This window comes from Streptomyces sp. So13.3 (assembly GCF_005860785.2).
In the GTDB taxonomy this organism is placed as follows: Bacteria; Actinomycetota; Actinomycetes; order Streptomycetales; family Streptomycetaceae; genus Actinacidiphila; species Actinacidiphila fildesensis.
In genome coordinates, this window is record NZ_CP048835.1 from 2,227,307 (window position 1) to 2,253,400 (window position 26,094).

Below are 26,094 nucleotides of genomic sequence, written 5' to 3' on the forward strand. Positions count from 1 at the left end.
CGCGGATGGTCGCGGTTGGTGTCCGCGGAACTCCGTCAGGACAACTGCCGAGCTACCCAAGTACTGGACCTCCACCCGGTGCGTCCCAGGAAAGACAGTGCAACTCAAACCTTTGGGACGACGCCGCAGGTCACTGCCGCGCGGACTGTCAGGCGCGCTCCACCAATCTGCGTTGGGGCAATTCACCCGGCCACCTGCTCCAGGAGCCGGAGCACGAGCACGAAGACCCAGAACCGCCTCCCGCTGTCAGTAGTCCTGCGTAGCCTCGTGTTCATGGAGGAATCACCACAAGAGCCCACGTCGGAGGGCGAACGCGACGGAGCATGGCAGCGGCTGACCGCCTATGCCTATCTGAGCGCACCGGAACGGCTGGAGCATGTCGCGATCATGCGGGTCTTCTGCGGGACCCTGCTGGCGGATCTGGCCGTACCTGATGTGCTGGACAGACTCGTCGACGCCGACGGGCCGGCGGCGCACCTGAACGCGGAGACGCTGACAACCCGGCTGGACCAGCTGGCGAAGTGGGGGAATCTCCTTCCCAGTACGCACACGGTGAAGGCGTCGAGCATCTCCGAGTACCAGCGCGCCCGTTCCCGGTACCAGCTGTCGAAGCTGGGCGAACGCATTCAACGGGATGCTGACGACGTGCTCGCCGGAGCCGATGCCGCTCGCGAGGTGAGCAGTGAGCTGCTGGCCCTCGTCGAGCGCGGGCTGCGTGAACTTGACGAACTGATCCGGAAACCGGGCGGAGCAGAGCCGCAGGAAGCGCTGGAACGCGTCAGCACAATCTTCGTGCAGTTCACGGAGTTCGCCGACTCCATCCGGGACTTCTACGCCTACCTCGGGCAAGTACTCGCGCGCTACGACCTCGACAGCGCCGAGTACCAGGGCTTCAAGGAGCTACTGCTCGACTATGTCGAGGCGATCACAGAGGACGTGTCCTTCCGGGCGCCCCGTATCGCAGCAGTCCTCGACAGACTCTGGCCCCACCTACCCGCCCTCCTGCAACGTCTCGATTCCCACACCCGCGGGCTCTCGGGAGTTCCCCATGGCGCGGATGGCCAGTTGGCTACGCGGGTGCAGCGGAGCCGGGGCCGCGAGCCGGCCGACTGGGAGGGACTACGCGGCTGGTTCACCGACGTCGAGGGGCGGGGAAGCCAGGTTGATCAGCTGCGTGATGCCACCCTGCGTGCGTTGCAATCGCTGCTCGCCAACGCCAAACGGATGCTGCGCTCGGCATCCGGAGAGATGTCTCGGCGCAAGGACCTGCTGCGGCTTGCACGGTGGTTCGACGAAGCCGCTCCGGAAGACGCCCATGACATCGCCGTCGCGGCTTTCGGGTTGTACAGCGCCCGGCATCTGGGCATTCCGCCGGCCACGGACGAGGTGGTGCCCGCATACACCAGCTGGTGGACCGGTCCGGTGGTCGAGGTTCCGGTGGCACTGCGCGAGCGGGGCAATCGTGCCCAGCGGGGCCGGGCGTCCGCGGTGGAGGACCACTCCGAACAGAAGGAGCGCCTTCAGCGGGCGGCGCGGCAGCAGGCGGATGACAGACGTGCCGCTGCGGACGAGCTACGCAGTTCCTCCGGTCGCTTCGAGCACATACGGCTCACATCGGCCGCGCTATCGCTGCTGCTCGAGTTGCTGGCCACGGCCTTGGGCAATGCGCAGCTTCACCGCGCCGAGGCCTGGACGCCGGAGCAGGAGCGCGACTTCACCCTGGACGCCGCGTGCAGCGAGGATGCGGAACTCGGCGTCCGCCTCACGGTCCGGCGCATCCCGGGAGGTGGGACCGTACTGCACTCGGCCGACGGCGAGCTGACGCTGGATGAACTGGAACTCACGGTCGAGGGCATTGCCGGCCTGGCACCGAGCGGCGAGGCGCGGGTGAGCGCCTCGTGACGCTCCCTTCGGCCCACGATGTAGCGCTGGCCGCGGAGCGCCGCAGCGCGGGCCGGCTGCTGCTCGCCTACCCGCTGCTGACCTCGGACGGTCCGCACGCCGACCTGTTTCCGTTGATCCGTCGACACGCCGACTGGCTCACCAAACGGTTCCAGCATGTTCTCGGCTATCGGCTCCTGGTCGATACGTCGTACGCGCGGTTGTTCAAAGCGGGCCTGGGCGCCGGTGCGGGGCACCAACTGGAGCGCTCCAGCGGTACAGCATTCACACCGCGCACTTACGCATGCCTGGCCCTGGCCCTGTCCGTGCTGGTGACGGCGCCCGAGCAGGTTCTGCTGTCGCAACTGGTCGCCGACATCAAAGCCGCAGCGGCCGATGCGGGCGTGGAATGGGAGGACGCCGGCCGGACAGCGCAGAAACGGACGCTGGCGGCCGCGCTGCGGCAGCTGGTCGACTGGGGCGTCCTGACCGAAACCGAGGGAAGCGTGGCTGCCGTCGAGCAGGACGACAGCGGCGAGGCACTGATCTCGGTGGACCGGGAGATCGCTCGCGCTGTGGTGTCCGGGCCGCTCGCGCAGAGCAGGAGCGGCACCGATCTTGTGCGCCGGGCTGCGGATCCTGGGTTCGGCGGAGCCCGTACCTATGTGCGCCGGATGCTGGTGGAGACGCCGGTCGTCTACCTTGACGAGCTGACCGACGCCGAGCGCGACTGGCTCCGCACCCGGCAGCGCCGTGAAGCCCAGGCATTCTCCGAACTCCTGGGCCTGGAGACCGAGATCCGAGCGGAAGGCGCAGCGCTGGTGGATCCCGAGGACGAGCTGTCCGACCTGCACCTGCCCGGTAGCGGAACACTCGCGCAGGCCGCACTCCTTCTCCTGGAGCGCTTGGTCGAGCAGCTGCGTCCGGAAGATCCGGGTCATCCCGCGACTGGGGGCCGCCTCGTCGTCGGTGTGGCGATTCCGGACGGACTGATGGAAGAGGTCCTTGCAGAACTCGTGGCGGCGTATGGGCACCGCAGCAACTGGAAGCGCGACTTGGTCGATGATCCGCCGGCGCTTCGGGCATCCGTAGTGGATCTGCTGATCCGGATGCGGCTCGTGGCACGCGACGGTTCGCTCCGCTCCGCAGGACGGGGCTTGCCGGAGGGGTACGACGAGGCCGTTCCCGAAGGCCGTGCCGTCACCGATGTCGCAGGTACCCGTAGCGGCAGCGGCAGCGGCCTGATGTTGCTCGCCGGTGCGGCCAGATACGCCACCCATGTCACCGTACGAACCGCTCCAGGTTCGACCTCCGAGGCCGACGGACAACAGGAGCTTCCCCTATGACCACCGACTTCAGCGCTCCCGTTCCCATGCAGCGTGCCGCCACGCAAGCCGCCTCCCGGTTCCGGCTGCACCGCGCGGGTATCCGCAACGTGTGGCAGTACGACGAGCAGGAGTTCGCGTTCGGAGACGGCAGGCTGCTGTTGCGCGGTAAGAACGGCGCGGGCAAGTCCAAGGCCCTGGAGATGCTGCTGCCGTATCTGCTCGACGGTGATGCGCGAGCTCTCGACGCCACGGGCACCGGCCGGACCACGCTGGTGTGGTTGATGCTGGACGGCTTCGAGCAGACCAATCGCCTGGGGTACCTCTGGGTGGAATTCCGCATGGCAGCAGCCGACGGTAGGGACCGGTATCTCACCATCGGCGCGGCCGTTCGAGCGTCGAAATCGACGAAGAGGGCCGTCCCGGCATTCTTCGTGACTCCGCTCCGGGTGGGTGAGGACCTTCATCTGGTGGAGGCGGGCAAACCGCTGCCGGTCGACAAGCTGAAGGAGTCGATCGGCGCCGCGAACGTCACGGAGCGCGCTGTCGAACACCGGGCCCGTGTCGCCCGCGAGCTGTTCGGGATCACCGATTCGACACGCTTCCGCAACCTCACGCAACTCCTCCACCGTCTGCGCCGACCCACGGTCGGGGACCGCATCGAATCCGGCGGGCTGGTCTCGCTCCTGAGCGAAACGCTGCCAGGACTGGACGAGGAGGTCGTGGAGAAGGTCGCGCGCAACCTCCATGACCTGGACGCCGTCCGCGATGAACTGGGCAGGCTGGAAAGGACCGATGCGGCGCTTGGGGCCTTCCTCACCGGCTACCGCGGTTACCTGACAGGGGTCCTGCGCAGGGCTTCAGCAGCTGTGAGTCACGAGCTGGATGTCCTCACCGAGTGGCGGCGCAGGACCGGAGACGCGGCGAAGAGGACCAGCGACCTCAAAGGACGCGAAGCCGAAGCCGACGCACGGCTGTCCGCGGTCAAGGAGGATCAAGAAGCCGCACAGGCCGAACTCGCCGCACTGCATGCGAGTGACGGCTATCGCAGCGTGCAGGAACTGTCAGAGCGCCGTGACACTGTGGCGGCCCTGTACACCGCGGCCGCGGCCACGCACACCACCGTGCTGACCGCGCATGGTGCCGAACAGGGCGCGGCCGGACGGCTGTCCGACGACGTAGGCCGCATGGCGGAGCGTCTCGCGGAACTGGCTACCGAGCACCGGGAACTGATGCCTGAGGCCGAGAGAGCCGGCCTGCCCACGGGCCACCTCGGCGAGGCCGTCTCTCTGCGCTGTACCGACATCGCCGGTTCACAGAGCGTCGAGGTGGCGGACCCTGACGGCGAAACGCAGACCGTGCGACATCAACGCGTCATCGCTGCCGACACGGCAGCCACCGCGCGGGCCCTGGACGCATGGCGTGCGCAGTTGGAAGGTGGCCAGTCGGTGGCCAAGAACCGCTCTCGTATGGTCAAGGAGGTACAACGGCTCTCCGCGCACACCCGCGAAGCAGTAGCGGAAGCCTCGCTTGCGGATGCCGAACGGGAAAGGCTGGAGACGGAGATGGAGGACGTCGCCGGCCGACTGGAGCATGCCCGCACGCAGGTGGTTGCCACCAGCGTCTCCTACGCACGCGAGGTCACCGACTGGGCTGAGCACGTCATCTCAGCGCTCGCCCCCGGCTGCCCAGCTCTCGACCCCGTTCTGGAGGCGATCGTCTGCGAGACCGCACCGGACGCGCCCTTCGCGGACCGAACGCTTCCCGCGGAGATCGACACGGAAGCCGGACAAGCCGCTCACCTCGTCCTCGACCCGTACGGCCAGTGGCTTTCCGATCAGCGGGACCATGCCGCGTTGGCGGTCCATCAGCTAACTGTCTCGTACAAGGATCTGGAGCAGCAGCGGCGGGCCTGGGAGCGGCAGACCGACCCGGAGCCCCCGGTCCCTCCCCACCGCGCCGCTGACCGCACCGCGGGGAGTGGGGCGCCTTTCTACCAGCTGGTGGATTTCACCGAGGAACTGTCCACGACCGAGCGAGCACATCTGGAAGCAGCGCTGGAGGCCAGCGGGCTCCTGGACGCCTGGATCAGCGCCGACGGCTCGGTCCTCGATCCGGGCACCCTCGACACCCTCCTCGACTCGCGTGCGGCGGTGCCGGAGGGCCCCACCCTGGCAGCCGCCCTGCGCCCAGTCGTACCGGCCCAGACCGGTGTCACAGCTGAACTCGTCGACCGGGTCCTGTCCTCCATCGCTCTGGCCCCGGCCTACGAGACCGCGGCGGCCAGCGCGGTCCAGGTCGACGGCAGTTGGCGTCTCGGCGCACTCAGAGGGCGGCACCTCAAGCCCGCGGCCGAGTTCGTGGGAGCCGCCACCCGCGCCGAAACCCGTCGCCGCAAGCTGGCCGAACTTGACGTCCGGCTCGCGGAGGCCGCTCAACAGCTCACCGGCGAACGCCGAGAACTGGATCGCCTCAATGCCCAACGCCGGTCCCTGGCGGACGCGCTGCGGAGATTCCCCCCTTCCCGCCTGCTCTCCAGCGCCTGGAACGAAGCCAACGGCAGGGAGTCCGACCTCCAAGTCCTGACCAGTAAGGCGTCGACGGCCGCCCGCACGGCAGAGGGGGCCCGCACCCGCGCAGCGAGAGCTCGCGCCGCGGCCGAAGCCGCCGCGACCGCGAACGACCTGCCCACCGGCACCGAGGCCCTGGAACGCATCGACACCGCGCTGGCGACCGTGCACAGTGGCCTCGTGCGGCTGTCCAGAGCGGTCCACGGCACGATCAATAGATCCGGCACCGAGCTATCCGCACTGGAGGCGTACGAGAAGGCATACGCGGACCGTCTCCGGGCGCAGGGTGACTACCAGTCCCGGCTCGACGCACTCCGCCCGGCCCGCAGGGAGCTGGCTACCCTCGAAGAAGCCGTCGGATCGGCCGAAAGCGAGATCCTGACCCGGGAGGAAGCGGCGAAGGAACGGACCACGGCGGCACTGGGTGCCCTCCCCAAGGCCCAGCACACCATGGATGAACTTCGGGAGAGCCGGGCCCGAGCCGAGGAAGCGGAGAAGGGACTTCGCGAGGACTTGGCCCGCCAGGAGTCCGCGGTGATCGACGCCGGCAACGCCCTGCGCGGGGCCCTCGCCCGCCCGGAGGTCCTCCGCGGCGCCGGATGGGACCGGACAGGCCTGCCGGAGAGCTCCGCCGACCTGCTCACGGCGGACGCCCGTGCCGGAATCCGGGCCCTGCGTGAACTGGCGAACGCGGTCAACGCGCGGCTGGAGCGCTCGGGCGACGACGTGTCCGACAACACGCTGATGCGGCGGTACGACGTACTGCGTGACGCGCTCGCCGGGGGCTATGACGCACAGCTGGACGAGCGCGACGGGATCAAGGTCTGCCGCCTCCTGGACGACCACGGTTCCCATGACGTCGCCGTAGTGGGAGAGCGGATCGCCTCCCAGGCCGCCGAGGCCCGCGGCCGGCTCACCGAGCGAGAACGCGAGGTCTTCCAGCGCTTTCTCGCCGGCGAACTCGGCGACCACCTGTCGACACAGGTCATCACCGCTGCCAACCTGGTGGCAGCGCTCAACGCCACGCTCAGGACTGTCCGCACATCGCACGGGCTCGGAGTAGAGCTGCAATGGAAGCTCGACGAGGACGTCGACACGGACGTGCGTGCGGCCGTCGAGCTGCTCCGCAGCCCCTCGGGTCTCCGGACACGCGAGCAGACCGACCGGCTCCGGGAAGTGCTGCAGCGACGGATCGAGGACGCCCGCAGGGCCGACCCGTCGGCCGGCTATGCCGCTCATCTGCGTACCGCGTTGGACTACCGTGACTGGTACCGCTTCCACACCTTCGTGGTCGAGGACGCAGCCCCGGGCCGCAAGCGCCGGCTGACCAGCCGCACCGGCCTCAGCCAGGGCGAGCAGCGCGTGCTCTCCTACCTCATACTCTTCGCCGCGGCCGCCGCCCACTTCACCACCCTCGGCGAATCCGCACCGCACGCACCGCGGTTGATCCTGCTCGACGATGCCTTCGCCAAGGTCGACGAGCCCACCCACGGACGGCTCGGCCGGATCCTCGTCGACCTCGATCTCGACTTCGTGCTGACCAGCGAACGACTCATGGGCAATTGGCCCGAGGTGCCGTCCCTGCACATCTACGAGTGTCTGCGCGATCCTCATGTACGCGGCGTGGCCACCCTGCACTACACCTGGAACGGCCGCCACCGGCGCCTGGTGTCCGTATGAGCACGCTGCCCGCCGAGACACGGACCTGGCTGGCCGGTCCCGACCTCCACCGGCTGTGGAACGGCACGCGCAAACGCCTGGAGAGCAACGGCCTCCAGGCAATCGGATCGCTGAAGGTAACCAACCTCAACGCACAGGAACGGACCGCTCTGTCCCAACTCCTCGGCAGGACGCTCACGAGCACCACGGTCACCGTGCGGCTCGACGAGCTGGACGCACGTCTGCGGGCTTCGGCCGCCGGCACCGGACTGGTGGATACCCTCCAAGTACTCGGACCGGCCCTCACTGATCGCCGGGCCGTCCGGTCCGCGGCCGAAACCCGGCGAGAACACATGTGGTCCTCGGTCTCCACGTCCTTGGACGCGTCCGCTCTCGGCGGCGAGGACTGGGCACAGCAGTGGTACGACGGGCTCCGCCGATCAGGCGTGCCCGGAGGCGTGGCTCCTGAGGCCGCGGTAGCCACCCTCCACCAGGCCGTACAGATCCTCGCTCTGCTACTGGGACCGGCGAGAGCGGGGGTCCGTGGCCGAGGTGAGATCGCCGCGGAAGCAACCGGGTCCGCGCATGGACTGGACGACGGCACCTGGCTGGCGCGGCTCGTCCAGCGAGGCATCGCCCTCGCCCATGGCGCCGAGCTGCCCGACAATGCGGCCGGACGCCGCGCCCTGTGGCGGCTGGCCGGCGTCACCCCGGACGAGGTTTCCAGCACTGTCCTCGCCTACGGTCTGCGCCCCGAGGGCGACAGTTGGCGCGAACGGGCCTTGCGAGAACGGACCAAGAACTACGCCGAAACGCACCTCACCTTGCGTGACCTGCACGTCCTGCGGCTGACCATGGCGCCCGGCACGCTCATCCGTATCTGCGAGAACCCCCGCGTGGTGGAAGCCGCGGCGGACGCCGCCTGCACACAACCGCTCGTCTGCACGTCAGGCAGCGCCTCCACCGCGACCCTCACCCTCCTCGACGCCCTCGCCGCCACCGGCTGCCGTTTCGCCTATCACGGCGACTTCGACTGGCCGGGCATCGCCTTGGCCAACCGGATCACCCGCCGCTACGACGCGGATCCATGGCGTCTGCACGCCGAGGACTACGAACGCCTCGCCGCCCGCACCCAGGCCCAGGGTGTCCCCCGGCTTCCGCTGTCAGGCCATCCGGTCGATGCCGACTGGGACGCCGACCTCGCGCCCACCATGGAAGGACTGAGCATCGCCCTCCACGAGGAGGCCACCCTCGACCAACTGGTGGAGGACCTGAGCTGAGCCCGCACGCGCCCGCCCACACCAGCCATTTGGTGCGGCCGGACTTCGGCTCTACAGTCTCGTCCGGTCATCGCCCTACCCGAGGAAACTCAGCCGCACCCGCCGATTCACATTGTCCTTGTTCGTGTCCGCCCACCTCCATTCAGACAACCGCCAAGTCATCCGAGCGCGGGAGCTCCGAGCAGCCGCCGTACTCGGCCCTGAACCGGGCGTGCGCGCCGAACCCCGCGCATCACGGCCTTGTCGCTGCTCCCCGGCATCGGAGGGATCCTCGCCCTGCGCCAACTGCGGCCGATGGGCGGGGTCAGCGCGATGTGACGCCGCTGACGCGGTCGCAGGTTGGCCGGTACGGAAGGGACGGAAGGTATGCCGCCCATTCATCCCGGCTCAGGCCGCGTTCGACCACGGTGCAGACGCGGGTCATGGCCGCGGCGGGATCAAGGGTCCACCGGATGATCCTGCCGTCCTGGCCGCCGGAGACGAGGGCGCCGTCGGCGGTGAAGGCCAGGCCGCGGACTGTGCCGGTGTGGCCGGTGAGGGTGACGATGCGGCGGCCGGTGGCAACCTCCCATGTCACTACGGTGTGGTCATCGCCGGCCGAGGCGAGGGTGCGGCCGTCCGGGCTGAAGGCGAGGACCTGGATGGGTGCGCTGTGCCCGCTCAGCACCGCGATCTGACGGTGGGTCACCGTGTCCCACAGTTTGATCGTACGGCTGTCGCCGGCGGTGGCGAGGGTCGTGCCGTCCGGGCTGACCGCCAGGTCCTGCACCACGCCTTGGTGGGTGTCGAACCGGTCTGCCTGGACGCCGGTCGCGAGGTCGATAACGTTGACGAATCCCCCGACGCTGGTGGTCAGCAGGCGGCGCCCATCGGGGCTGAACGCCAATGCCGTGGCCAGGCGCGCGCTCTTGGGCGGCACCGGAACCGGCGACGCCGGGTGACTCATGTCCCACAGATAAGGACCGAGCGTGGCCGCGGCGAGGTAGCGGCCGCCAGGGCCGAAGGCCACATCGGTCGAGGCGCCGACCGCGGGGATCTGGACGGGCCGGCCGACGGGCTGCCGGGTGGTGGTGTCCCAGATCGTCAGGGTGCGATTGCGGGACACCGCGGCGAGCAGGTGACCGTCCGGGCTGAAGGCGACCGCCTGCACGCCGTTGGGCTGATCTCCCAGCACGCCGACCGGTTTCCCGGCGCCGTCCCACAGTCGCACGGATCCGTCGCTGCCCGCCGAGGCGATCGTGCGTCCGTCCGGGCTGACCTCGACATCGTTGACCTGTGCGTCGAACCCGCCGAACGGCTTGTTGCGGAGGTCGTGCAGCACGATGCCGCCGTCCCAGCCGGCGGAGGCGAGGATCGACCCGTCGCGGCTCAGGGCCACCGCCATCGTCTCGACGCGGCCCCGGTCCCGGAAGGCCTGCGGGGGCTCGACACCCCGCAGGTCCCGCAGGGTGACGGTGCCGCTCTCGTCCGCCACCGCGATCTTGTCGTTGACGGGAGCGGAGATCACCCATCCGAACGAACCGTGCAGGGGAAGGGAGGTCGCCGGAGCCGAAAGGTCGCCATCGAGCCAGAGATACACCCCTCGATCGTCCGCCCCGGCCGCCAAGCGGTGCCCTGACGGCTCGAACGCCACCGAGTCGACATGATCGGCGCCGCGCAGGGTGGTGCCCGCTGCGGTGGCCGTGTTCCAGACGATGGGACTTTCCTGCGCGGCCGCCGATACGAGGTACTGACGGTCGGAACTGAACGCCAGGGACAGCACGGTGTGCTGGTGGCTCCGCAGTGTTGCGGACGGCGCACCGGATGGGTGAGTGAGGTCGTACAGGGCGATGCCGCCGGTGTCGGTGCCGGCGGCGATCGTCGCGCCGTCGGAGCTGAAGGCCATGGCCGCGGCGGGGTGGTCGATGGCCAGCCGGCGCACCTGGCGGTGGGTGTGGGTGTCCCAGACCGTGACGGATCCGGACGTCCCGGCGATCGCCAGGGAGGCGAGCCGGTTCCCGTCCCCGCTGAAGGCCACGGCCATCACGCGTCCGGCGTGCCCGTCGAGCGTGGCGATCAGGGCGCCCCGCACCGGGTCCCACAGGCCGACCGTCCCGTCGACGGCCGCGGAGGCCAGCACCGAGTGATCCGGGCTGAACGCCAGCGCGTAGACGGCCGGACCACCGGCGTTGAGGACGACCGGTCTGGGTGCCGCGGCGGCGCTGAGCAGGCCGCCGCCGGTTTCGGTGTCCGGGTGCAAGCGGTATGCCTCCACCGCCAGCCGGCCGGCCAGAGCCGGATCGGTGGCGAGCAGATTCCTGGCCCGCAGCGAGAGCTGATCGGCGAACGTGACCTGCTGCTGACGGCGGGCGTCCGTGCGCTGGCTCATGGCGACGAAACCGCTGACCATGGCCAGTGTCATGAGCAGGGCCATGCCCATGACGAGACGCTTGAGCAGGCGGGTGCGGCGCCGGGCGCTGGCGTGTTCCGCGTGTTCCGCGGCGTTGCCCGCCGCGAGGAAGGCATCCTCCAACTCGTTCAGGTTCCCGGGATGCTCCTGGACCCAGGCGCGGGCGGCCGCCAGCCGGCCCCCGCGGTACAACGCCCCGGCATCACGGTCCGACGACTGCCAGCCGTGGGCGGCCTCGGTGAGCCCGCGGTGGACGAGCAGGCTCGCCCGGTCGTCGGTGAGCCAGCGGTGCAGCCGGGGCCAGGCCCGGATCAGCGCCTCGTGGGCCACCTCCACCGTGCCGTCCCCCAGCACGACCAGCCGGGCCCCGGCCAGCCGGTCCAGTACCTCGGCGACCACCGGCGCATCCGCAACGCCGTCGAGTTCGGTGCGGACGATGGGCCGCCGGGTGTCCTCGGTGCCGTCCCCCAGCGCGGTGAGCCGCAGGAAGATCTTGCGGGCAATCTGCTGCTGCTCCGGGCTGAGCCCGTCGTGAACCCGCTCGGCGGTCTGGGCGATCGCTCCGCGCACACCACCGCTGGCGTGGTACCCCGCCAGGGTGAGGGAGTTCACTGATCGCCGCCGCCACGTCTCCAGCAGGGCATGCGAGACGAGCGGCAACGCGCCCGGCTCCCCGGCGGCGTCGGCGAGCACCGTCGCCAGCAGTTCCGGTTCGACCCGTAGCCCGGCATGAGCGGCAGGCCCGACGATGATCTCCCGCAGGTCGGTGGCCGATACCGGGCCGACCAGCAGCTGCGCCTGGTCTCCCAGTGCCTCGGCCAGGCCGGGATGCTGGGTGAGGTGCGCCAGGAAGTCCGCGCGCACGCCGAGCACCACCGTGGTGCGGCGTCCGGGGCCGTGGGCCGCGTCCAGCAGCGCCTCGATGAACCGTGCGCGTTCGCCCTCGCCGGTGCACAGCGTGAACACCTCTTCGAACTGGTCGACCACTAGCAGCGCCCGGCACTCCTCCGGATCGGTGGCCATGGCGCCGCGGATCGCGAGGTCCAAAGCGGCCGGATCCTGCGACAGATCCTCGTACATCCGGTGCACATCGGCGCCGGACAACTTCGCGAGCTGGTCGGACAATTCCTCGATCGGATGGGCGGTCGGCGTCATCAGCAGGATCCGCCAGCGCCCTGCCGCCTCCGGATGCGCGGCGATCGAACCGAGCAGCCCGGCCCGCAACAGCGAGGACTTCCCGCTGCCGGACGCCCCGAACAGCGCGACGAACGACAACTGCTCGACCCGGCCCACCAAACGCCCGACCAGCTGCGAGCGGCCGAAGAACCGTGCCGCCTCCTCTGCCTGAAATACCGTCAGCCCCTGATAGGGGCAGGCCTCCCGCTCACCCGCGCCTGCCTCGTCGTCGTGTCCGGACTCCTTGGTACCGGCCGCCGCACGAGCCTTCGCAGCCGCCGACCATCGCGCCCGCCACTCGTCACGGTCACCGCCGCACGCTTCGGCGTAGGCCAACACCACCTCCAGCGAAGCGAGCCGCTCGCCCCTGGCGGCATCCGCCAGCGTGCTCGCCGAGAAGTGGACCCGCTTGGCCAACAGGCGATATCCCGGGTTCCCGGCCCCCTGCCGCAGCTGCCGCAGCTGCCAGGCCAGCGCTTGAACCTCGCCGGCCTCCGGATCCACCGGTTTCTCCAGACGACCCACCACAACCCCCCAACGGCCGTGAACGCGCACCGCGACACGACCACTTCAACGAGCCCCAACGAACCCCCTGGACATGCTAGAGCCCCCGGATCATGACGGCCTTCCCCCGCCAGAACGCGCCTGCTTTGTCCGGCGTTGTTTGTCCGACGCCCCCGCACCTGTCGCACAAACCCCAGGCGAGCGAGGTTGTGGCACATACGACAAGGGCGAAGCACGAAGGCCCAGCCCGGTCCGCCACACGTCACACGGGAGTGAACATGCTTCGACGCAACAAGCAAGGCCGCGCACGAGGTCGCGCCACCATGATGGGCCTGGTGCTGTTCAGCGCGCTGGCCGCCGTCCTCGCACCGGCCTCACCCGCCCTGGCCGACCCACCAGGCGGAGGCCTTCCCGGCACCGTCTTCATCGGTCGTTCCTGGTACCCGCAGGAGAACGGCAACTTCTGCGCCCCCGCCTCGGTCCAGATGGCGTTGCAGTCCCGGCTCGGCTACACGCCGCACAGCCAGACGACGTACGCCAATCACATGGGGACCGACGGCGACGGCACGGACAGCGCCCAGGAGGTGGCAACCGAACTCAACAATTCCGGAAACACCCGGTGGTACGAGTTCAAGACCATCGACTGGAACCCGACGCAGGCACAGCGGAACCTCTTCAAGTACGACGTGATGTTCGACATCGACCGGGGCTACCCCATGGTGGTGAACCTGTGGATCCCGGCCGGCTACACCGGGGCGCCGCCGAACTATCCCAACCAGAACCGGACGATCTTCCACTACGTGACGGTCGTCGGGTACGCCAACAACGGGGACACGGTCTACGTCTACGACCCGGCCGCGGAAGGCGCCGGTGGGTCCAGCTGGGGCAACGTACCCCGGCAGTGGACCATGTCGACCTACGACCTGGAGACCCTCATCGGCGGTAAGGGCTACGCCGCCTGACGGTGCACCACCGGAAGCAGCGCCGGTGCGCCCAGTACGCGACCTTCCGTTCGGCGTGTCGGGCGTCACTGAGCCGCTTCCCCTCACATCGATCTCCAGGAGAGGAACGCCCATGAAACTGACGCGTCTTGCCGCATGCGGCGCCACCATGCTGGCCCTCGTGGCGGCGTGTGTCGGGACAGTCACCCCGGCCGGTGCAACGTCGGGCAGTTGCACCGCCCGCTACGAGCCGAAGACGTATCCGTCGGGATACGTGGTCGACACCGTCTACTACTGCGACAGCTGGCAGAAAGCCCCGGTCTACGGCCGGACCCTCATCACGCAGCACAGCTGGATGTATGCCGGTAGCAATTGGTACACCTGCCAGCGCCAGGACATCGGGCATCAGAACCCGGTCACCTACAACGCCGACGGATCGGCGAACCGGAACGACTGGTGGCTGTTCACCCTCGCCGACGAAAGCGTCGACGACGGCCCCGGCTACTGGGGTTATCTGCCGGCGACCTACCTCGTCCAGGGCGGCAACTGGCAGCGGGTACCCGGCGTGCCGGACTGCTGAGCGGCGGCCGGCGACCTCTTGGACCGCCCACCCCATCGCACCCGTCACCCTGTGGTGCGCAATTTCACGAAGGGATGCCATGAAACGCTTCTTGCGGCTTCTGCTGGCCCTGGTGATGCTGACAGCGGGTCTGCTCGCCGGCGCGGCGCCGGCCTCGGCGGCATCGTGTTCGCAGCGCTCGGAGAGCCATACCGACCCCAACACCGGGCAGTCGTGGAGCAGTGTGTCGTACTGCGGGAACGACAGCGGCGCACCTCTGTACGCCGGCGCCAACAACAGCACACTCGTCGGCTGGATGGACAGCACCAACAGCTGGTTCTCGTGCTACCGGCACGGGCAGCAGCACGCCGGCGGCAACGACGTCTGGTACTACACCCAGGGCGACCGGAGCGCGTCCGGGTGGCAGGGCCGCCAGGCCTGGGGCTTCATGCCGGCGGTCAACCTGTGGACCAGTACGGACCCATCTCCCGGGGTGCCCGCGTGCGCTCCTGACATGTGGCAGTCCAACGAGTCGCAGACCGACTACGCGGGACAGTACTGGCCCGCGGACTGGTACTCGCACAGCCGCGCCGGCGCCGCCCTGTACGCCGGGCCCGATGCGAGCACGACGGTCGGCTACATGGACTCCACGACCAGTTGGTTCGTCTGCTACGCCCACGGCGCGCAGCACGCCGGCGGCAACGACGTCTGGTACTACACCCAGGGCGACCGGGTCGTCGGGGGGCAGGGATCGCGCCGGGCCTGGGGCTATATGCCCGCGGTCGACGTCTCGACCCGCCAGGACCCCTACGACAGCATCCCGGCGTGCTCCGGCGGATCCACACCCCCCGGCGGGACGATCCCCGTCGGAGACACCACGACGACCACTCCCCCGAAACCTGCCACCGACCGGAGCTTCTACGTCCAGAGCATGGACAACGCCATGGCGGACGGCTTCGGCTGCACCCAGGCCAACCTTGACGTCGCCAACAGCGTCAACTACGTCAAAAGCAGCTACGTCATCTTCGCGTTCGGCGGTCAGACCTCCAATGGCTCCGGCACGCAGCTTCCCGGTCTGAGCACCATCGTCAGCAACAGCGCCATCGAGAGCTACGTCGAGGCGTACGCGACCGGCTACCACCGGTGCGTGCGGCCGGTGTTCCCGGACCACGGGACCCACTACCCGTTCGTGAACATCGGGATCGGCACCAACAACGACATCACGGTGACCGCGGCCACCGGCCGGGCCTGGGCCGGAGTGGTCAACGACGTGGACAACTGGCTCCGGGCCCGGTCCGGAGATATCGGCAGCACGGCGCAGGTCGACGGCGCCAATGACATGGAACCAGGGTTCAGCGGTTCTATCGCCGCCACCCGGGCCTGGGTCCAGGCCTTCCACGACAGCACGTACCGCCTGCTGACGAACTTCGGTTCCGCCGACGGATGTCCGGTCTCGATGTCGACCGACACCAGGGTGAACCATGCCTGCAACAACGGCTGGAGCATGGAGGACATCTACTGGATCAGCCAGGGTGTCGGCCGGGCGAGCGCGGAGCCGGAGATCTACAACAGCGACCAGCCGAAGCAGTGGGCGCTGATATCCCGCTACGGCGCGACAGCACACGCCAGCGGCTGCCCCTACGTCAGCGGCTGCGGCATCCCGTACATCGGCGTCTGGGACCACCACGCGACCGGCGACGGAACCAACACCGCGACCACGGCCTGGAATCTGATGTGGCAATACCTGGGCCAGGATTCGCGCACGGCCATGGTTCCGGCGTTCTCGATGGAAATCTGCTACACGTCCCAGGTCACCGGAGCCAGAAGCCCATCCTGCCAATGGTCATAACGCACGGACAATCCAACTGAAAGGACACCAGACATGAACATACGTCAGACACTCACGAAGACATTCACTGTCGGCGCAGTCGCCGCCATCTCGATGATCGGTCTCACCGGCACGGCCACGGCAGCCGGCTCGGACCACCTCGATCGGGGCCAGACCCTCAACGCGGGGGAATCCATCGAGCGGTACACCAGCACCGGCCACGTCTGGCTGGTCATGCAGAGCGACGGCAACCTCGTCGAGTACGGCGGCCACTTCGGTGCCTGCTGGGCGACCCACACCGAGAACTCGGGTGGCGCCTACGCGTCCTACCAGAACGACGGAAACTTCGTCGTCTACACCAGCAGCGGCCGTGCCGTCTGGGCCAGCAACACCGTCGGCTCCGTCCGGGCAACGGGCTCGACCGTCGACATGAACGACGCCGGCCAGTTGTACATCGGTACCCGGAGGTTCAACGACGGCTGCAGGTGATCCCACCCGGCAGCCCCTAGCCGTGGTGGTCGGTTCTTGACGGCCTGGCCCACACCGCATTCCACGCTGCGTGCATCGGCTGTCCGCCCAATGACCTGGGACAGCTGTATGCCCGGGTCAGCTTCTCCGACGGAAGGGGAAGTCCAGGTCGGTGCGGACCAGGAACGTCGTCGCGCCGATCCGTCCCTGTGGTGAGCGGCCAGGCCGTCCCGCGTCAGTTGTCCAATCACTCAACACCGACCAGGAGGTATGGGGCATGGCTGCTCCGAGCGGCCGGACGGACGAAGAAACCGATTCCCCTTCGAAGTCCCGATTCGTTGTCTTCTTCGGCGGGCAGGTCTTCTCCCTCCTTGGCGATGGGCTGGCCTTCCTCGCCTTTCCTCTTGTCGTACTGGGACTCACCCGTAGTGCCTTCGCCGCGGCGCTCGCGGCCGCGCCCCGCACGATCGGCTACCTGATGGTCGGTCTCATCGCCGGAGCGATCGTCGATCGCTTCAACCCGCGCGTCATCATGATCATGATGGACGCGATCCGGTTCTCGGTCTTCCTGACCCTGGCACTGCTCGCCCGCGCGGGAGATCTGCAGGTGTGGGTGGTGCTGGTGCTGGCGTTCCTGGCTTCGGGGGCCGGCGTCTTCTTCGACACCGCGCTCGCCGTCGCGGTGCGCGACCTCGCTCAGGGCGAACGGTTGGTGCGGGCCAACTCCTGGCTTGAGGCAACCAACCAGGCTTCACTCGCGGTGGGACCGGGCCTCTTCGGTGTGCTGACCGCTGCCGTCGGTCTGCACACCGCACTGTTCGGCAACGCCGCCACGTATCTGCTGTCGCTGGTGACGATCTACGCGGTCAGCGGCCGGAGTGCGCTGCGGGGAGCCGCGCGGCCGCGAACGCTCGGCAGTGCTCTCAAGAGCCTGCGGCGGGATGTGGCCGAAGGCCTGCGGTACCTGCGGAACTCGCGGCTGATCCTTCTCTTAACGTGCAGTCAGGCATCCGCCAACCTGTTCATCGCGGTGGAGACGCTCATCCCCTTCTACGCGTGCAACATCCTCGGACTCGGCGCCCCGGAGGTAGGCGTCGTGGTCGGCTGCGGCGGTGTGGGCGGGATAGCGGGTGCCGTCCTGGCATCCCGGCTGGCCACACCCGCACGGCAACTCTGGCTCGTCTTCCTGAGTACCGTCAGCCTCGGGATGGCCCTCGACGCCATCGGTCTGACCGCCTCAGTCGTTCCTCTGGCCGCGCTCAACCTCGTCGTGTGCGCCTGTGCGGTCCTCGCGGTCGTCGTCATCCGGACCATCCGACAGCAGACGGTGCCGCGCGAGTTGCTCGGGCGGGTCACCGCCACCGCCCGCATGACGGCGCTGGCGGCGAGCCCCGTGGGCGCCATGCTCGCGGGACTTCTCACCGGCCTTCACCACGGCGACCCGCGACCGGTGTTCATCGGATCCGGCCTGCTCGCGGTCACCACGGCGGTGGTCGTGTGGTTCGCCGGCCTGCGCGGACACGCCCGCGCCGATCGGCAGGATTCGGGGGCTCCCGTCGACCGACATGTGAGAGAGAGGGCGGAGGCAAGATGACGAACGCCGCCGCACTACCGACGACTCCTGATCTGGATCCAGCGTGCGGCAGAGGCCTGATGGACAGTCAAAAGCCATGCGCACCGACTTGATCACCGGGTCAGCCTGGAGAAATCGGGCCCGCAACCGGCCTGCCCGTGCCGTTCGCGAGCCGGCGGTGGAGTGTCGAGTCCGTATTGCCCGCCATACCTGTATGTCATACCTGGAGAGAAGCCGTGAAGCATCTGTTGGTTCTCAGCGCGGGCAACGAGATGTACCGCAGGTACATCCTGGAGTCCATGTCCGACGCGGGAGTCCGGGTCGATCTCATCGAATCCCCCCCGCAGCGGAACTGGGCCGTACCTCTGGTGGACTCGGTGCACGAGGTGGACCTGGGGAACCGCGAGCAGGTACGAGCCCTGGCGAAGGAGTTGCACGCCGCCGATCCGTTCGACGGCGTACTCACGTACGACGAGACACGAGTCGAGGTGGCGTCGGAGGTGGCCGCGGATCTCGGCCTGCCTGGTCTGTCGCCGCAGACCGCGGCCATGTGCCGGGACAAGCGTCTGATGCGCGAAGCGTTCCGGGCCGTCGGCGTGCCGTCGGCCCGGAGCATCCTCGCCCTGACCGCCGAAGAGGCGGTGGAGGCCGCCGCGCTCATCGGCTATCCCGTCGTCGTCAAGCCGCGGAATCTGGGCGGCAGTCGCGGCGTGGTCCGGGTCGAGGACGAGCAGCAGTTGCGGTCCCGGTTCGAGTTGGCGGCGAGCGCGCGGGACGCCCGGGTCACTGCCCTTCCCGGTGTGCTCGTCGAGGAGTACCTCGACGGCCCGGAGATCAGTGTGGAGGCGGTGTCGCAGGACGGTCGCGTCCAGATCTGCGGTCTGACCGAGAAGGAGGTGGGGTTCGCCCCATACTTCGAGGAACTCGGCCACACGTGCCGCAGGCCCTCGGCGCATCCGGACTACAGCGCTGTTGAGCGAGTGGTCGTCGAGGCGCACCGGGCACTGGGGATCACCTTCGGAGCGACGCACTCCGAGCTCAGGCTCACCTCATCGGGGCCACGAATGATCGAGGTCGCCGCGCGCCTGGCCGGGGACAAGATCCCGTTCGTGACCAGTCTGGCGACCGGCGTCAACCTGGTGGCCCTCACCGTCGCCTCGCTGACCGGCGAGCCCGTCGAGGTCACCCCGACACACGACCGCGTGGCCGGCATCCGCATGGTCTACCCGCGGCATGACGGCACGGTCCGTGCTCTGGGTCACGCCGCGGACGCCGAGCGGCTCTGGTGCGAACTCGGCTGGCACGTGACGGTCGGACAGGAAGTGGCCCTGCCGCCCCGAGCATTCATGCTGCGTCTGGGGCACGTGGTGGCGCTCGACTCATCGCCGGAGGCGCTTCGCGGGCGCCTGGACGCATGCGTCGACGCCTTGGAGATCGAGATCGAATCACCCGTGGGGCTCCCCGGTCTGTAGCCCGACCCACCGTCCGTAGCAATCGAGAAGGGAGAGCAAGGACCTACGATGACCATCGGGTTGATCGATTCCGGGCTCGGCCTGCTGCCCACCGCGGGTTGGATCAGGCACATGGACCCCGAGCGCGAGGTCATTCTGCTCCTTGACCCCGACGGCGCGCCCTGGGGCCCGCGCTCAGCGGCGTTCATCGCGAACCGGGTCCTCCGGGCTGCCGAGCACGCCGTCAGGTTGGGCGCCCAGGCGCTCGTACTGTCGTGCAACACCGCCAGCGTCACCGCGCTGGAAGTACTGCGCGCCGAGTTCGAACCCGCTGTCCCGGTCATCGGCACTGTTCCTGCGGTGAAGCCGGCGGCGGTCACCGGCGCGCCGTTCGCGGTCTGGGCGACCGAGGCCACCACGGCGAGTCCGTACCAGGAGCGGTTGATCAGTGAGTTCGCTCCCGACCAGACCGTCGCGCGCGTGGCATGCCCAGCTCTGGCCGAGGCCATCGACCGGGGCGGGACGGCTGCGATCGACGCCGCGATCGCCTATGCCGTGGCCCGGACGCCCGGTTACTGCACCTCCGTCGTCCTGGGCTGCACCCACTACCCCCTAGTGGCCGACCGGATTCGCGCGCGTCTGCCCACCCACACGACGCTGTACGACACCGCGGAAGCCGTGGCGAGACAGACCCTGCGACGGCTGGCGGCCATGAACAGCTCCTCCAACTGCCGTAGTGAGGTGAAGGTGCTGCTCAGTGGCCGCGAGGGAGTTCTGCCGGCCGCCGCCCGGACCTATCCGTTGGGGGCCGCCTTGGCCGATGGGGCGCCAGTCTCCCGCGAGCTCCTGGTGACGTCCGGCGTGGCTACCGCGCGGCCGTTCCTCGACGGCACGGACCAGGCTTCTCGTCACCTCACGCCACCCGGTTCCCGGCTGTCGCCCGTAAGCCCCGGGGTGGAAGGCGGGCGGCCGCCACCGGACCAGCGCGTCATCGCCAGTCATCAGCATTGACTTGCCGACGGAGGGCCGGACAGTCGAAACGGTTCGATTCATTCGCCCTGCACAAAAAGCCTCGATTGGCTGGGCCGGCCCGGCAGCCTTCGACAGTTCATTACACCCCCTCTTATGTCTTCTTCGGACTGGCTCCCGCGAACTCATGCCCATGGGGCTCGCGATGGGGCTCTGACCTACCCGGGAGCGAGTATGGCCATGGCGTCCACATATTCACCACATCCGCGACTGCTTCTCTTCGATGTGACCACGGGGCCTCGACCCAAGTTCTACCTTCCGCGGCTCTGTGAAATCTACGACCTGCACATCATGTGGATCCCCAGCGGAGACGCAGTCAAAGATCTGGCCAGGGCAGCGCAGTTCGAGGAATGGTGCGGCCATACGACCATGCACGGCCAGGAAACCGCGACCGAGGAACTCACTGCCTTTGCCCGGAACTGGCGCCCCGAGGGCATCCTGGGCTTCGGTGAGATGACCATGATGCCCGTCCACGCGGCGGCCTCCCATCTTGGCCTACCAGCCAATGCTCCGTGGTCCATCGAAGCTCTGCGGAACAAGCACGAACAGCGTCGGCTCCTTGCCAAGGCGAACATCCCGACGCCCCGCTACGCCTCGGTCCGTAGCCTGGCCGAATTCCGCCACGCCACCGCCCACGTCGGCACCTCGGCCATTCTCAAGCCCGTGGCAGGCGCGGGCAGTATGGCGACGTACCGGCTGGACGAGGCGACCGACCTCGCCGAGTTGTGGGCGGAAGCCTGTGCCAACTACGCCACGGATCCTCGAGGCAGTGCGGCCCAGGATTTCATCCTGGAAGAGTTCATGATCAGTTCCAGCCCCTACCCCGACCCGCGGTACGGTGCCTACGCGAGCGTCGAGTCAGTCGTGCAGAGAGGCGAAATCCAGCACCTCGCGGTCACGGACAAACTGCCACTGTCGCCGAACTTCCGTGAGAACGGCGGAATACTTCCGTCCGTGCTGGCCGAGGAACACATCGTCGCGCTCCTGGACTGCGCGTCCACGGCGATCGAGGCGATAGGAATCGTCAACTCCGGCGTGCACACCGAAATCATGTTCACCGCGGGCGGCCCTCGGGTGATCGAGGTGAACAGCCGAATCGGCGGCGGTGTGACGGAAATGCTGCACTACAGCTGCGGGTACGACTCGGTGCTGGCACGTGCGGCGATCGCCACGGGGCGTCCGCTGCCGGAATTCACGCCCCCCGTGCTCAGTACCGGTTACTACACCATGCAGGCGCCGGCCTTCGACGCGGTGTTGTCCGATGGTCCGACCGTCGACGAACTACTTGCCATCCCCGAGATCGTGGACGCAGAAGTGCCCTATGCGATCGGCGAACGCCCCGCGTGGCACCAGGGAACTCCCGGTGGAACCGTCGCTCGAGTGGTCGCGACAGCCGACTCGCCGGGTCCGCTGCTCGATCTGTACGACGTACTCAAGCCAGGAGGTCTGTTCCGGTACACCCCTGCCGAGCGCCCAGCACCCTGAAATTCCATGAATCCAGCTGCGCTCCGCGATGTAATCAAAAAGAACCAGGTGCGGTCCGATTGTTCACCGGAGATTTGATCTCCGTCTGCGCCTTCCCTGCGGTCGAACGAATTTCCCGTTCTCTTTCCGAAATCGGCTGTGTACGCACTTATGTGCCCGCGGCCGGTCATATTGAGCTGAATCGTCTCTGATGAGAGGTATGAAATGGCAACGAGCGTCCTGCGACTTGAGCTGACCGCTGACGAAGCGGTCGAGACACGGAAACTCCTGGACGAGATCTCGGAAGATCCCCGGATGACCGACCAGTACTACTTCCTGGAGCGGTCCCACGTCCTGTCCCATGAACTGCCCCGGCGCGTCCGGGAAACCTTCTACCGCTTCAAGCGTCGCGAGGAGGGGGGCGTGCTTCACGTGGCGGGCAGCCCTGTACTCCGGGACGGGGCTGGAGCCACGCCCACCAGCTATGTGGAGACCGAGCCCGGCTTCGCCATCAACGACGCCCAGGTGCTGCACGGCCTCTACGGCGCGCTGCTGGGCGAGCCGATCGGATTCACCTCCCAGCGGGCCGGGAGCATTTACAACACCATCGCTCCGATGCCGCATCTCGCCGAGATCTCGAACTCCAGCTCAGGCTCGAAGTTCGACTTCGGGTTCCACGTCGAGGATGCCTTCCACCCGGCGCGTCCCGATTTCCTCGGACTTGCCTGCATGCGCAACGACGAGCAGGCCGGGACCACGGTCTCCTGCGTCGACGGGATCGACAACCTGAAGCCCGAGGAGCGGGACGCCCTCTTCGCGCCCCGGTTCAACATTGGGCACAACCCGATCCACGAAACATCGGGCACCGTCGAGGAGAACTGGCAGCCAATCTTCTTCGGCCGCCGCGAACGTCCCTACGTGCGCGTCAACTTCGCCGCCCTCGACCTCGCGGACTACTCCGGTGTCGAACGCGGCGCACTGCAGCGGCTCAAGGAGTACCTCGAAAAGAACAAGGCCACCCTCGTGCTGCAGGCCGGCGAGTTCGTCTACGTCGACAACTTCCGGTGCGTGCACGCACGAGACGCATACGAGCCGCTTCCCGCGGGCAAGTCGCGTTGGCTCTCCCGGGTTGTCTTCACCAGCGACCTGCGGAAATCGGCCGGCCTTCGCAGCGAAACGATGAGTCGCAGCATTTACGCCTGACCACCGGCTCGCCAATGCCCAGTCCGGTCGATCTTGTCCGACGTCGCGCTCCCGGCGAGATCGATAGGACAGGGCCTTGGCGGGCGAACCCGGTGACGAAGCGCGGTGGTGTGCCGGGGGAGATACCGGCCAAGAGTTCCGTGGTGGGCGGCCCTTCGTAGCCACCCACCACGGCAGCCCGAGGCCCGGGACATGGAGGCGCCGGATGGTTCGATCCGCAGGTACGAGACCATCAGCACGCTGATGTATGCGCGAGACCACCCAGCAGTCCACCGAACGGACGGAGGAGCGGCGGCGGTCAACGACCACCGCCGAGGAGCGCGGAGCCGTAGACGACCTGAGTGACTGGCGTGCCCGTGATTCGGGACGACGAGGTCGGAAGCTCAGCTCACCCGACGGATCCTTGTGTCATCCAAGGAAGGACAGCCGCACCTGGCGCCGCGGGTTGTCGTGGTTGGTGTCCACGAAACTCCGTTAAGGCAACCCCAGACTAACCGCCCAGTGGGCACGCACCAGGCGGTGCGGTGCCGCGAGCGCCTGCCGGGCAACCGGTCCGGACTACGAAGCGGTTACCACGCTGGTTGGCAGGTCTGACGCGACGACATCGCGCGATGCCTCAGCGCCCGGCGTAGAGGAACCATACATAGCGCGCGTAGGACAGCCCGCGCCGTCGGAGCCTGGCTGCGTCCGCCGAGGCGCTGAGCGCCCCGTGGAGCGCACTGTTCTGCTGGAGCGTGACGGTCCGTCGGCTGAACTCACGTCGCTGTCGCGCAGCGTCTTCACCTGCGAGCGTGTTCTCCCGGGCAAGCCGCTTCTGGCCCTCCTCCAATTGTTTCCGCGCCGATTCGCGCAGCGCTTCGGCAGCGGACTCCAGGGTTTGGCGCTGGCCGGTGAGCTGAGCCCGATAGCGGGCGTTGTCGTGCTCGATCGGCAGTCGCTCCGGCAGGGTGAGAGCGCTTGGCTGACGGGCGACAGCGGAGTTGTACAGATCCTTGCGCCAGATATCGAGTGCGATGGCCTTGGCCTCACCGATGCCCGGGATATTTACGAAACGGCCGCTGCGCAGCCTGAGTTCAGCGCCGACGCTGGCGTAGGAGCTGTTCTGCACTGCCCGGTAGCCCGTGAAATCCGCTGCCGTCCGGATGCCGGCGTCGGCGAGACGGGCAGCGAGCGTCTTCCCGATGCCGTGCGGCGGGGACTGGGCGATCAGTCGCCGGTCGAGCTGATCCCGGACATAGGCCGTCTGCTTGGCAGCGAGCGCCTTCGCCAGGGCATTGCGGAGCTCCTCCGAGAGCCCGTCGATCTTCTTGGCGATGTCGCGTTGCTTGCGGACCTTACGCTGTTCGGCTTCCTTGAGCTCGGCGTGGTACCGGGCTCTGAGCTTCTCCAGTTCCTTGGGGTGGGCGTCGGTCCGTTTCGCCTCCTGGGCGTCGAACTTCGCCTTCTGCTTGCGCAGTTTCTCGGCTGCCTTGACCGGGTCGTCGAGCTGGGTCAGTTGTGTCGTGAGTCCCGCCAGAACGGCCTGGGACTGTGCCCGCTCGACGCGGCGACTCCAGGCGATCATGGTGATGGCTGCAGCGACGACGACGGGTGCCCCGATCCCGGTCAGCGGCATCGGGCTACCGGCGACGAGTAGAAGGCCGGTCACGGCCAGCAGGAGTGGCACCAGCACGGCCGTGACCACGTCCAGGACCGTTCGGGTGCGGAAACAGTTCGGTGCTGCCCCTGGTGGCGCAGCCTGCGGTAGCCCCGCTTGCGGTGTGACGTACCCGTTCATCCAGCCGGGGAGTCCACCGGCGCCACCAGGAACAGTAGCCGCAGGGGAAGCCGGTGTACTCGTCGTAGCGGCGGTGCGCTGCTTCGGGATGGCATCGGAAAGCGGGGGAAGCAGATCGAGCGGTTGAAAGGCCAGGGACCTTACCTGCTCGGCGAGACTGCTCACCGCCCGGTCGGGGTGGGCGAGCAGCGTCTGCAGTCCTGTGGAGCCGCCCGGACTCTTGAAGTCATCCTCCGTGAGCAGCAGGAATTCACCACTCGGCTCGTGCAACCTGTTCCAGAGGGCGGGGTCGGTGGCGATCGACTTGAGCGACATGAAGATGACCCAGGCCGAGAACCTATCCAGCGTCACCCCGAAGTCATCGTTTCCGCGCAGGGGCGACTGATAGTTGCGGTGGCCCCGCTCCGTGCCGCCCAGCCCGGACAGCGCCGGCACGTACATGCCGTCGTAGTCGACCAGGCGCAGGGTGTCGTCGTGAGCGACGAGCAGGTTGCCGTGCTGCAGATCCCCGTGAGCAATCTCATTCCGAGACAAATCGCAAGTCAGGGCTGCGAACCGGTCGGCCAGGCGGTCGACGGCGTACCGGTCCGCATGGTTGGCATCGAGCCAGGAGGACAGGGTGACCGCCTCGATCCACTCCATCTTCAGGACGGGATAACGTTCCTGGCCCACAGTGATCGCGTCAGGGAGATATTCGAAGCCGAGTTTCCACGGCTGGGAGAGCTCCGCCCCGTCCAACCGCGCCAGACGGGCGCTGATGGCCTGGTAGCGACGCTCCTGATCGGGGACATAGCGGGTGAAGCACTTGACCGCATACCGGTGACCCGACGTGGGCGAGGTCAGCGAGAAGACACTCGCGAAGGCGCCGGAGATCGCGCGAGGCAGGCCGAGCTTGGTCAATTCCGGCCGCGCGCCTCTGAGTTCAGGGTGCTGAAAGCACAGCTGCGTATGCTGCAGCGCCTCCGCGTAGGCGGCACCACTGGGGAACTGCCGCTGCGGAGCGGTGGGAGATCCCAT

At 68.2% G+C, this 26,094-nt stretch carries 15 protein-coding genes; 13 read left to right on the top strand and 2 right to left on the bottom strand.

The features are described from left to right. Nucleotides 1-273: 273 nt before the first annotated feature. Genes C8250_RS10165 through C8250_RS10180 form a run of 4 tightly spaced genes read left to right on the top strand, consistent with a single transcriptional unit; the run spans nucleotide 274 to nucleotide 8,715 of the window. A complete protein-coding gene (locus C8250_RS10165; protein WP_138353906.1) occupies nucleotides 274-1,902 on the top strand; it encodes a TIGR02677 family protein in 1,629 nt (542 codons plus the stop codon). Further along, a complete protein-coding gene (locus C8250_RS10170; RefSeq protein WP_138353907.1) occupies nucleotides 1,899-3,227 on the top strand; it encodes a TIGR02678 family protein in 1,329 nt (442 codons plus the stop codon). The genes C8250_RS10165 and C8250_RS10170 overlap by 4 nt, the downstream gene beginning before the upstream one ends. Continuing rightward, complete coding sequence (locus tag C8250_RS10175; protein WP_138353908.1) at nucleotides 3,224-7,456, top strand: TIGR02680 family protein; 4,233 nt, start codon at nucleotides 3,224-3,226, stop codon at nucleotides 7,454-7,456. Before C8250_RS10170 ends, C8250_RS10175 begins: the two co-directional genes overlap by 4 nt. Further along, nucleotides 7,453-8,715: a TIGR02679 family protein gene (locus tag C8250_RS10180; RefSeq protein ID WP_138353909.1), complete on the top strand. Its 1,263-nt coding sequence runs from the start codon at nucleotides 7,453-7,455 to the stop codon at nucleotides 8,713-8,715. Before C8250_RS10175 ends, C8250_RS10180 begins: the two co-directional genes overlap by 4 nt. 304 nt (nucleotides 8,716-9,019) lie before the next feature. Here the strand turns inward: C8250_RS10180 and C8250_RS10185 are convergent, their stop codons facing one another. Then, on the bottom strand, nucleotides 9,020-12,784 hold the full coding sequence (locus tag C8250_RS10185) for a helix-turn-helix domain-containing protein (RefSeq protein WP_138353910.1): 3,765 nt from the start codon (nucleotides 12,782-12,784) through the stop codon (nucleotides 9,020-9,022). A 278-nt stretch (nucleotides 12,785-13,062) separates the two neighbouring features. Between C8250_RS10185 and C8250_RS10190 the strand changes: the two genes are divergently transcribed. From C8250_RS10190 to C8250_RS10230, 9 genes are all read left to right on the top strand, one after another. Continuing rightward, complete coding sequence (locus tag C8250_RS10190) at nucleotides 13,063-13,746, top strand: C39 family peptidase (RefSeq protein WP_164294265.1); 684 nt, start codon at nucleotides 13,063-13,065, stop codon at nucleotides 13,744-13,746. Between the two features lie 112 nt (nucleotides 13,747-13,858). Further along, nucleotides 13,859-14,305 (top strand): hypothetical protein, encoded by a 447-nt coding sequence (locus tag C8250_RS10195; protein ID WP_138353912.1) that lies wholly within the window; start codon nucleotides 13,859-13,861, stop codon nucleotides 14,303-14,305. A 79-nt stretch (nucleotides 14,306-14,384) separates the two neighbouring features. Continuing rightward, on the top strand, nucleotides 14,385-16,133 hold the full coding sequence (locus C8250_RS10200) for a hypothetical protein (RefSeq protein ID WP_138353913.1): 1,749 nt from the start codon (nucleotides 14,385-14,387) through the stop codon (nucleotides 16,131-16,133). 33 nt (nucleotides 16,134-16,166) lie between these two features. Continuing rightward, nucleotides 16,167-16,601, top strand: coding sequence for a hypothetical protein (locus C8250_RS10205; RefSeq protein ID WP_138353914.1), 435 nt, complete (start codon nucleotides 16,167-16,169; stop codon nucleotides 16,599-16,601). Between the two features lie 256 nt (nucleotides 16,602-16,857). Further along, the gene (locus C8250_RS10210) at nucleotides 16,858-18,174 is read left to right on the top strand and encodes an MFS transporter (RefSeq protein WP_138353915.1); all 1,317 of its coding nucleotides are present in this window, start codon (nucleotides 16,858-16,860) and stop codon (nucleotides 18,172-18,174) included. 215 nt (nucleotides 18,175-18,389) lie between these two features. After that, nucleotides 18,390-19,625 carry an ATP-grasp domain-containing protein gene (locus C8250_RS10215; RefSeq protein WP_138353916.1) on the top strand — a complete coding sequence of 412 codons (1,236 nt, stop codon included), beginning with the start codon at nucleotides 18,390-18,392 and terminating at the stop codon, nucleotides 19,623-19,625. Nucleotides 19,626-19,673: 48 nt separating this feature from the next. Beyond that, nucleotides 19,674-20,615 (top strand): aspartate/glutamate racemase family protein, encoded by a 942-nt coding sequence (locus tag C8250_RS10220; protein WP_138353917.1) that lies wholly within the window; start codon nucleotides 19,674-19,676, stop codon nucleotides 20,613-20,615. Between the two features lie 192 nt (nucleotides 20,616-20,807). Continuing rightward, on the top strand, nucleotides 20,808-22,118 hold the full coding sequence (locus C8250_RS10225) for an ATP-grasp domain-containing protein (protein WP_187144805.1): 1,311 nt from the start codon (nucleotides 20,808-20,810) through the stop codon (nucleotides 22,116-22,118). A gap of 204 nt (nucleotides 22,119-22,322) precedes the next feature. Continuing rightward, entirely contained in the window at nucleotides 22,323-23,300 is a 978-nt protein-coding gene (locus C8250_RS10230) for a TauD/TfdA family dioxygenase (protein ID WP_138353919.1), read from the top strand. Nucleotides 23,301-23,916: 616 nt separating this feature from the next. On the opposite strand, the gene C8250_RS10235 is transcribed toward C8250_RS10230, so the two are convergent. Then, nucleotides 23,917-26,094: a hypothetical protein gene (locus C8250_RS10235; RefSeq protein WP_244809081.1), complete on the bottom strand. Its 2,178-nt coding sequence runs from the start codon at nucleotides 26,092-26,094 to the stop codon at nucleotides 23,917-23,919.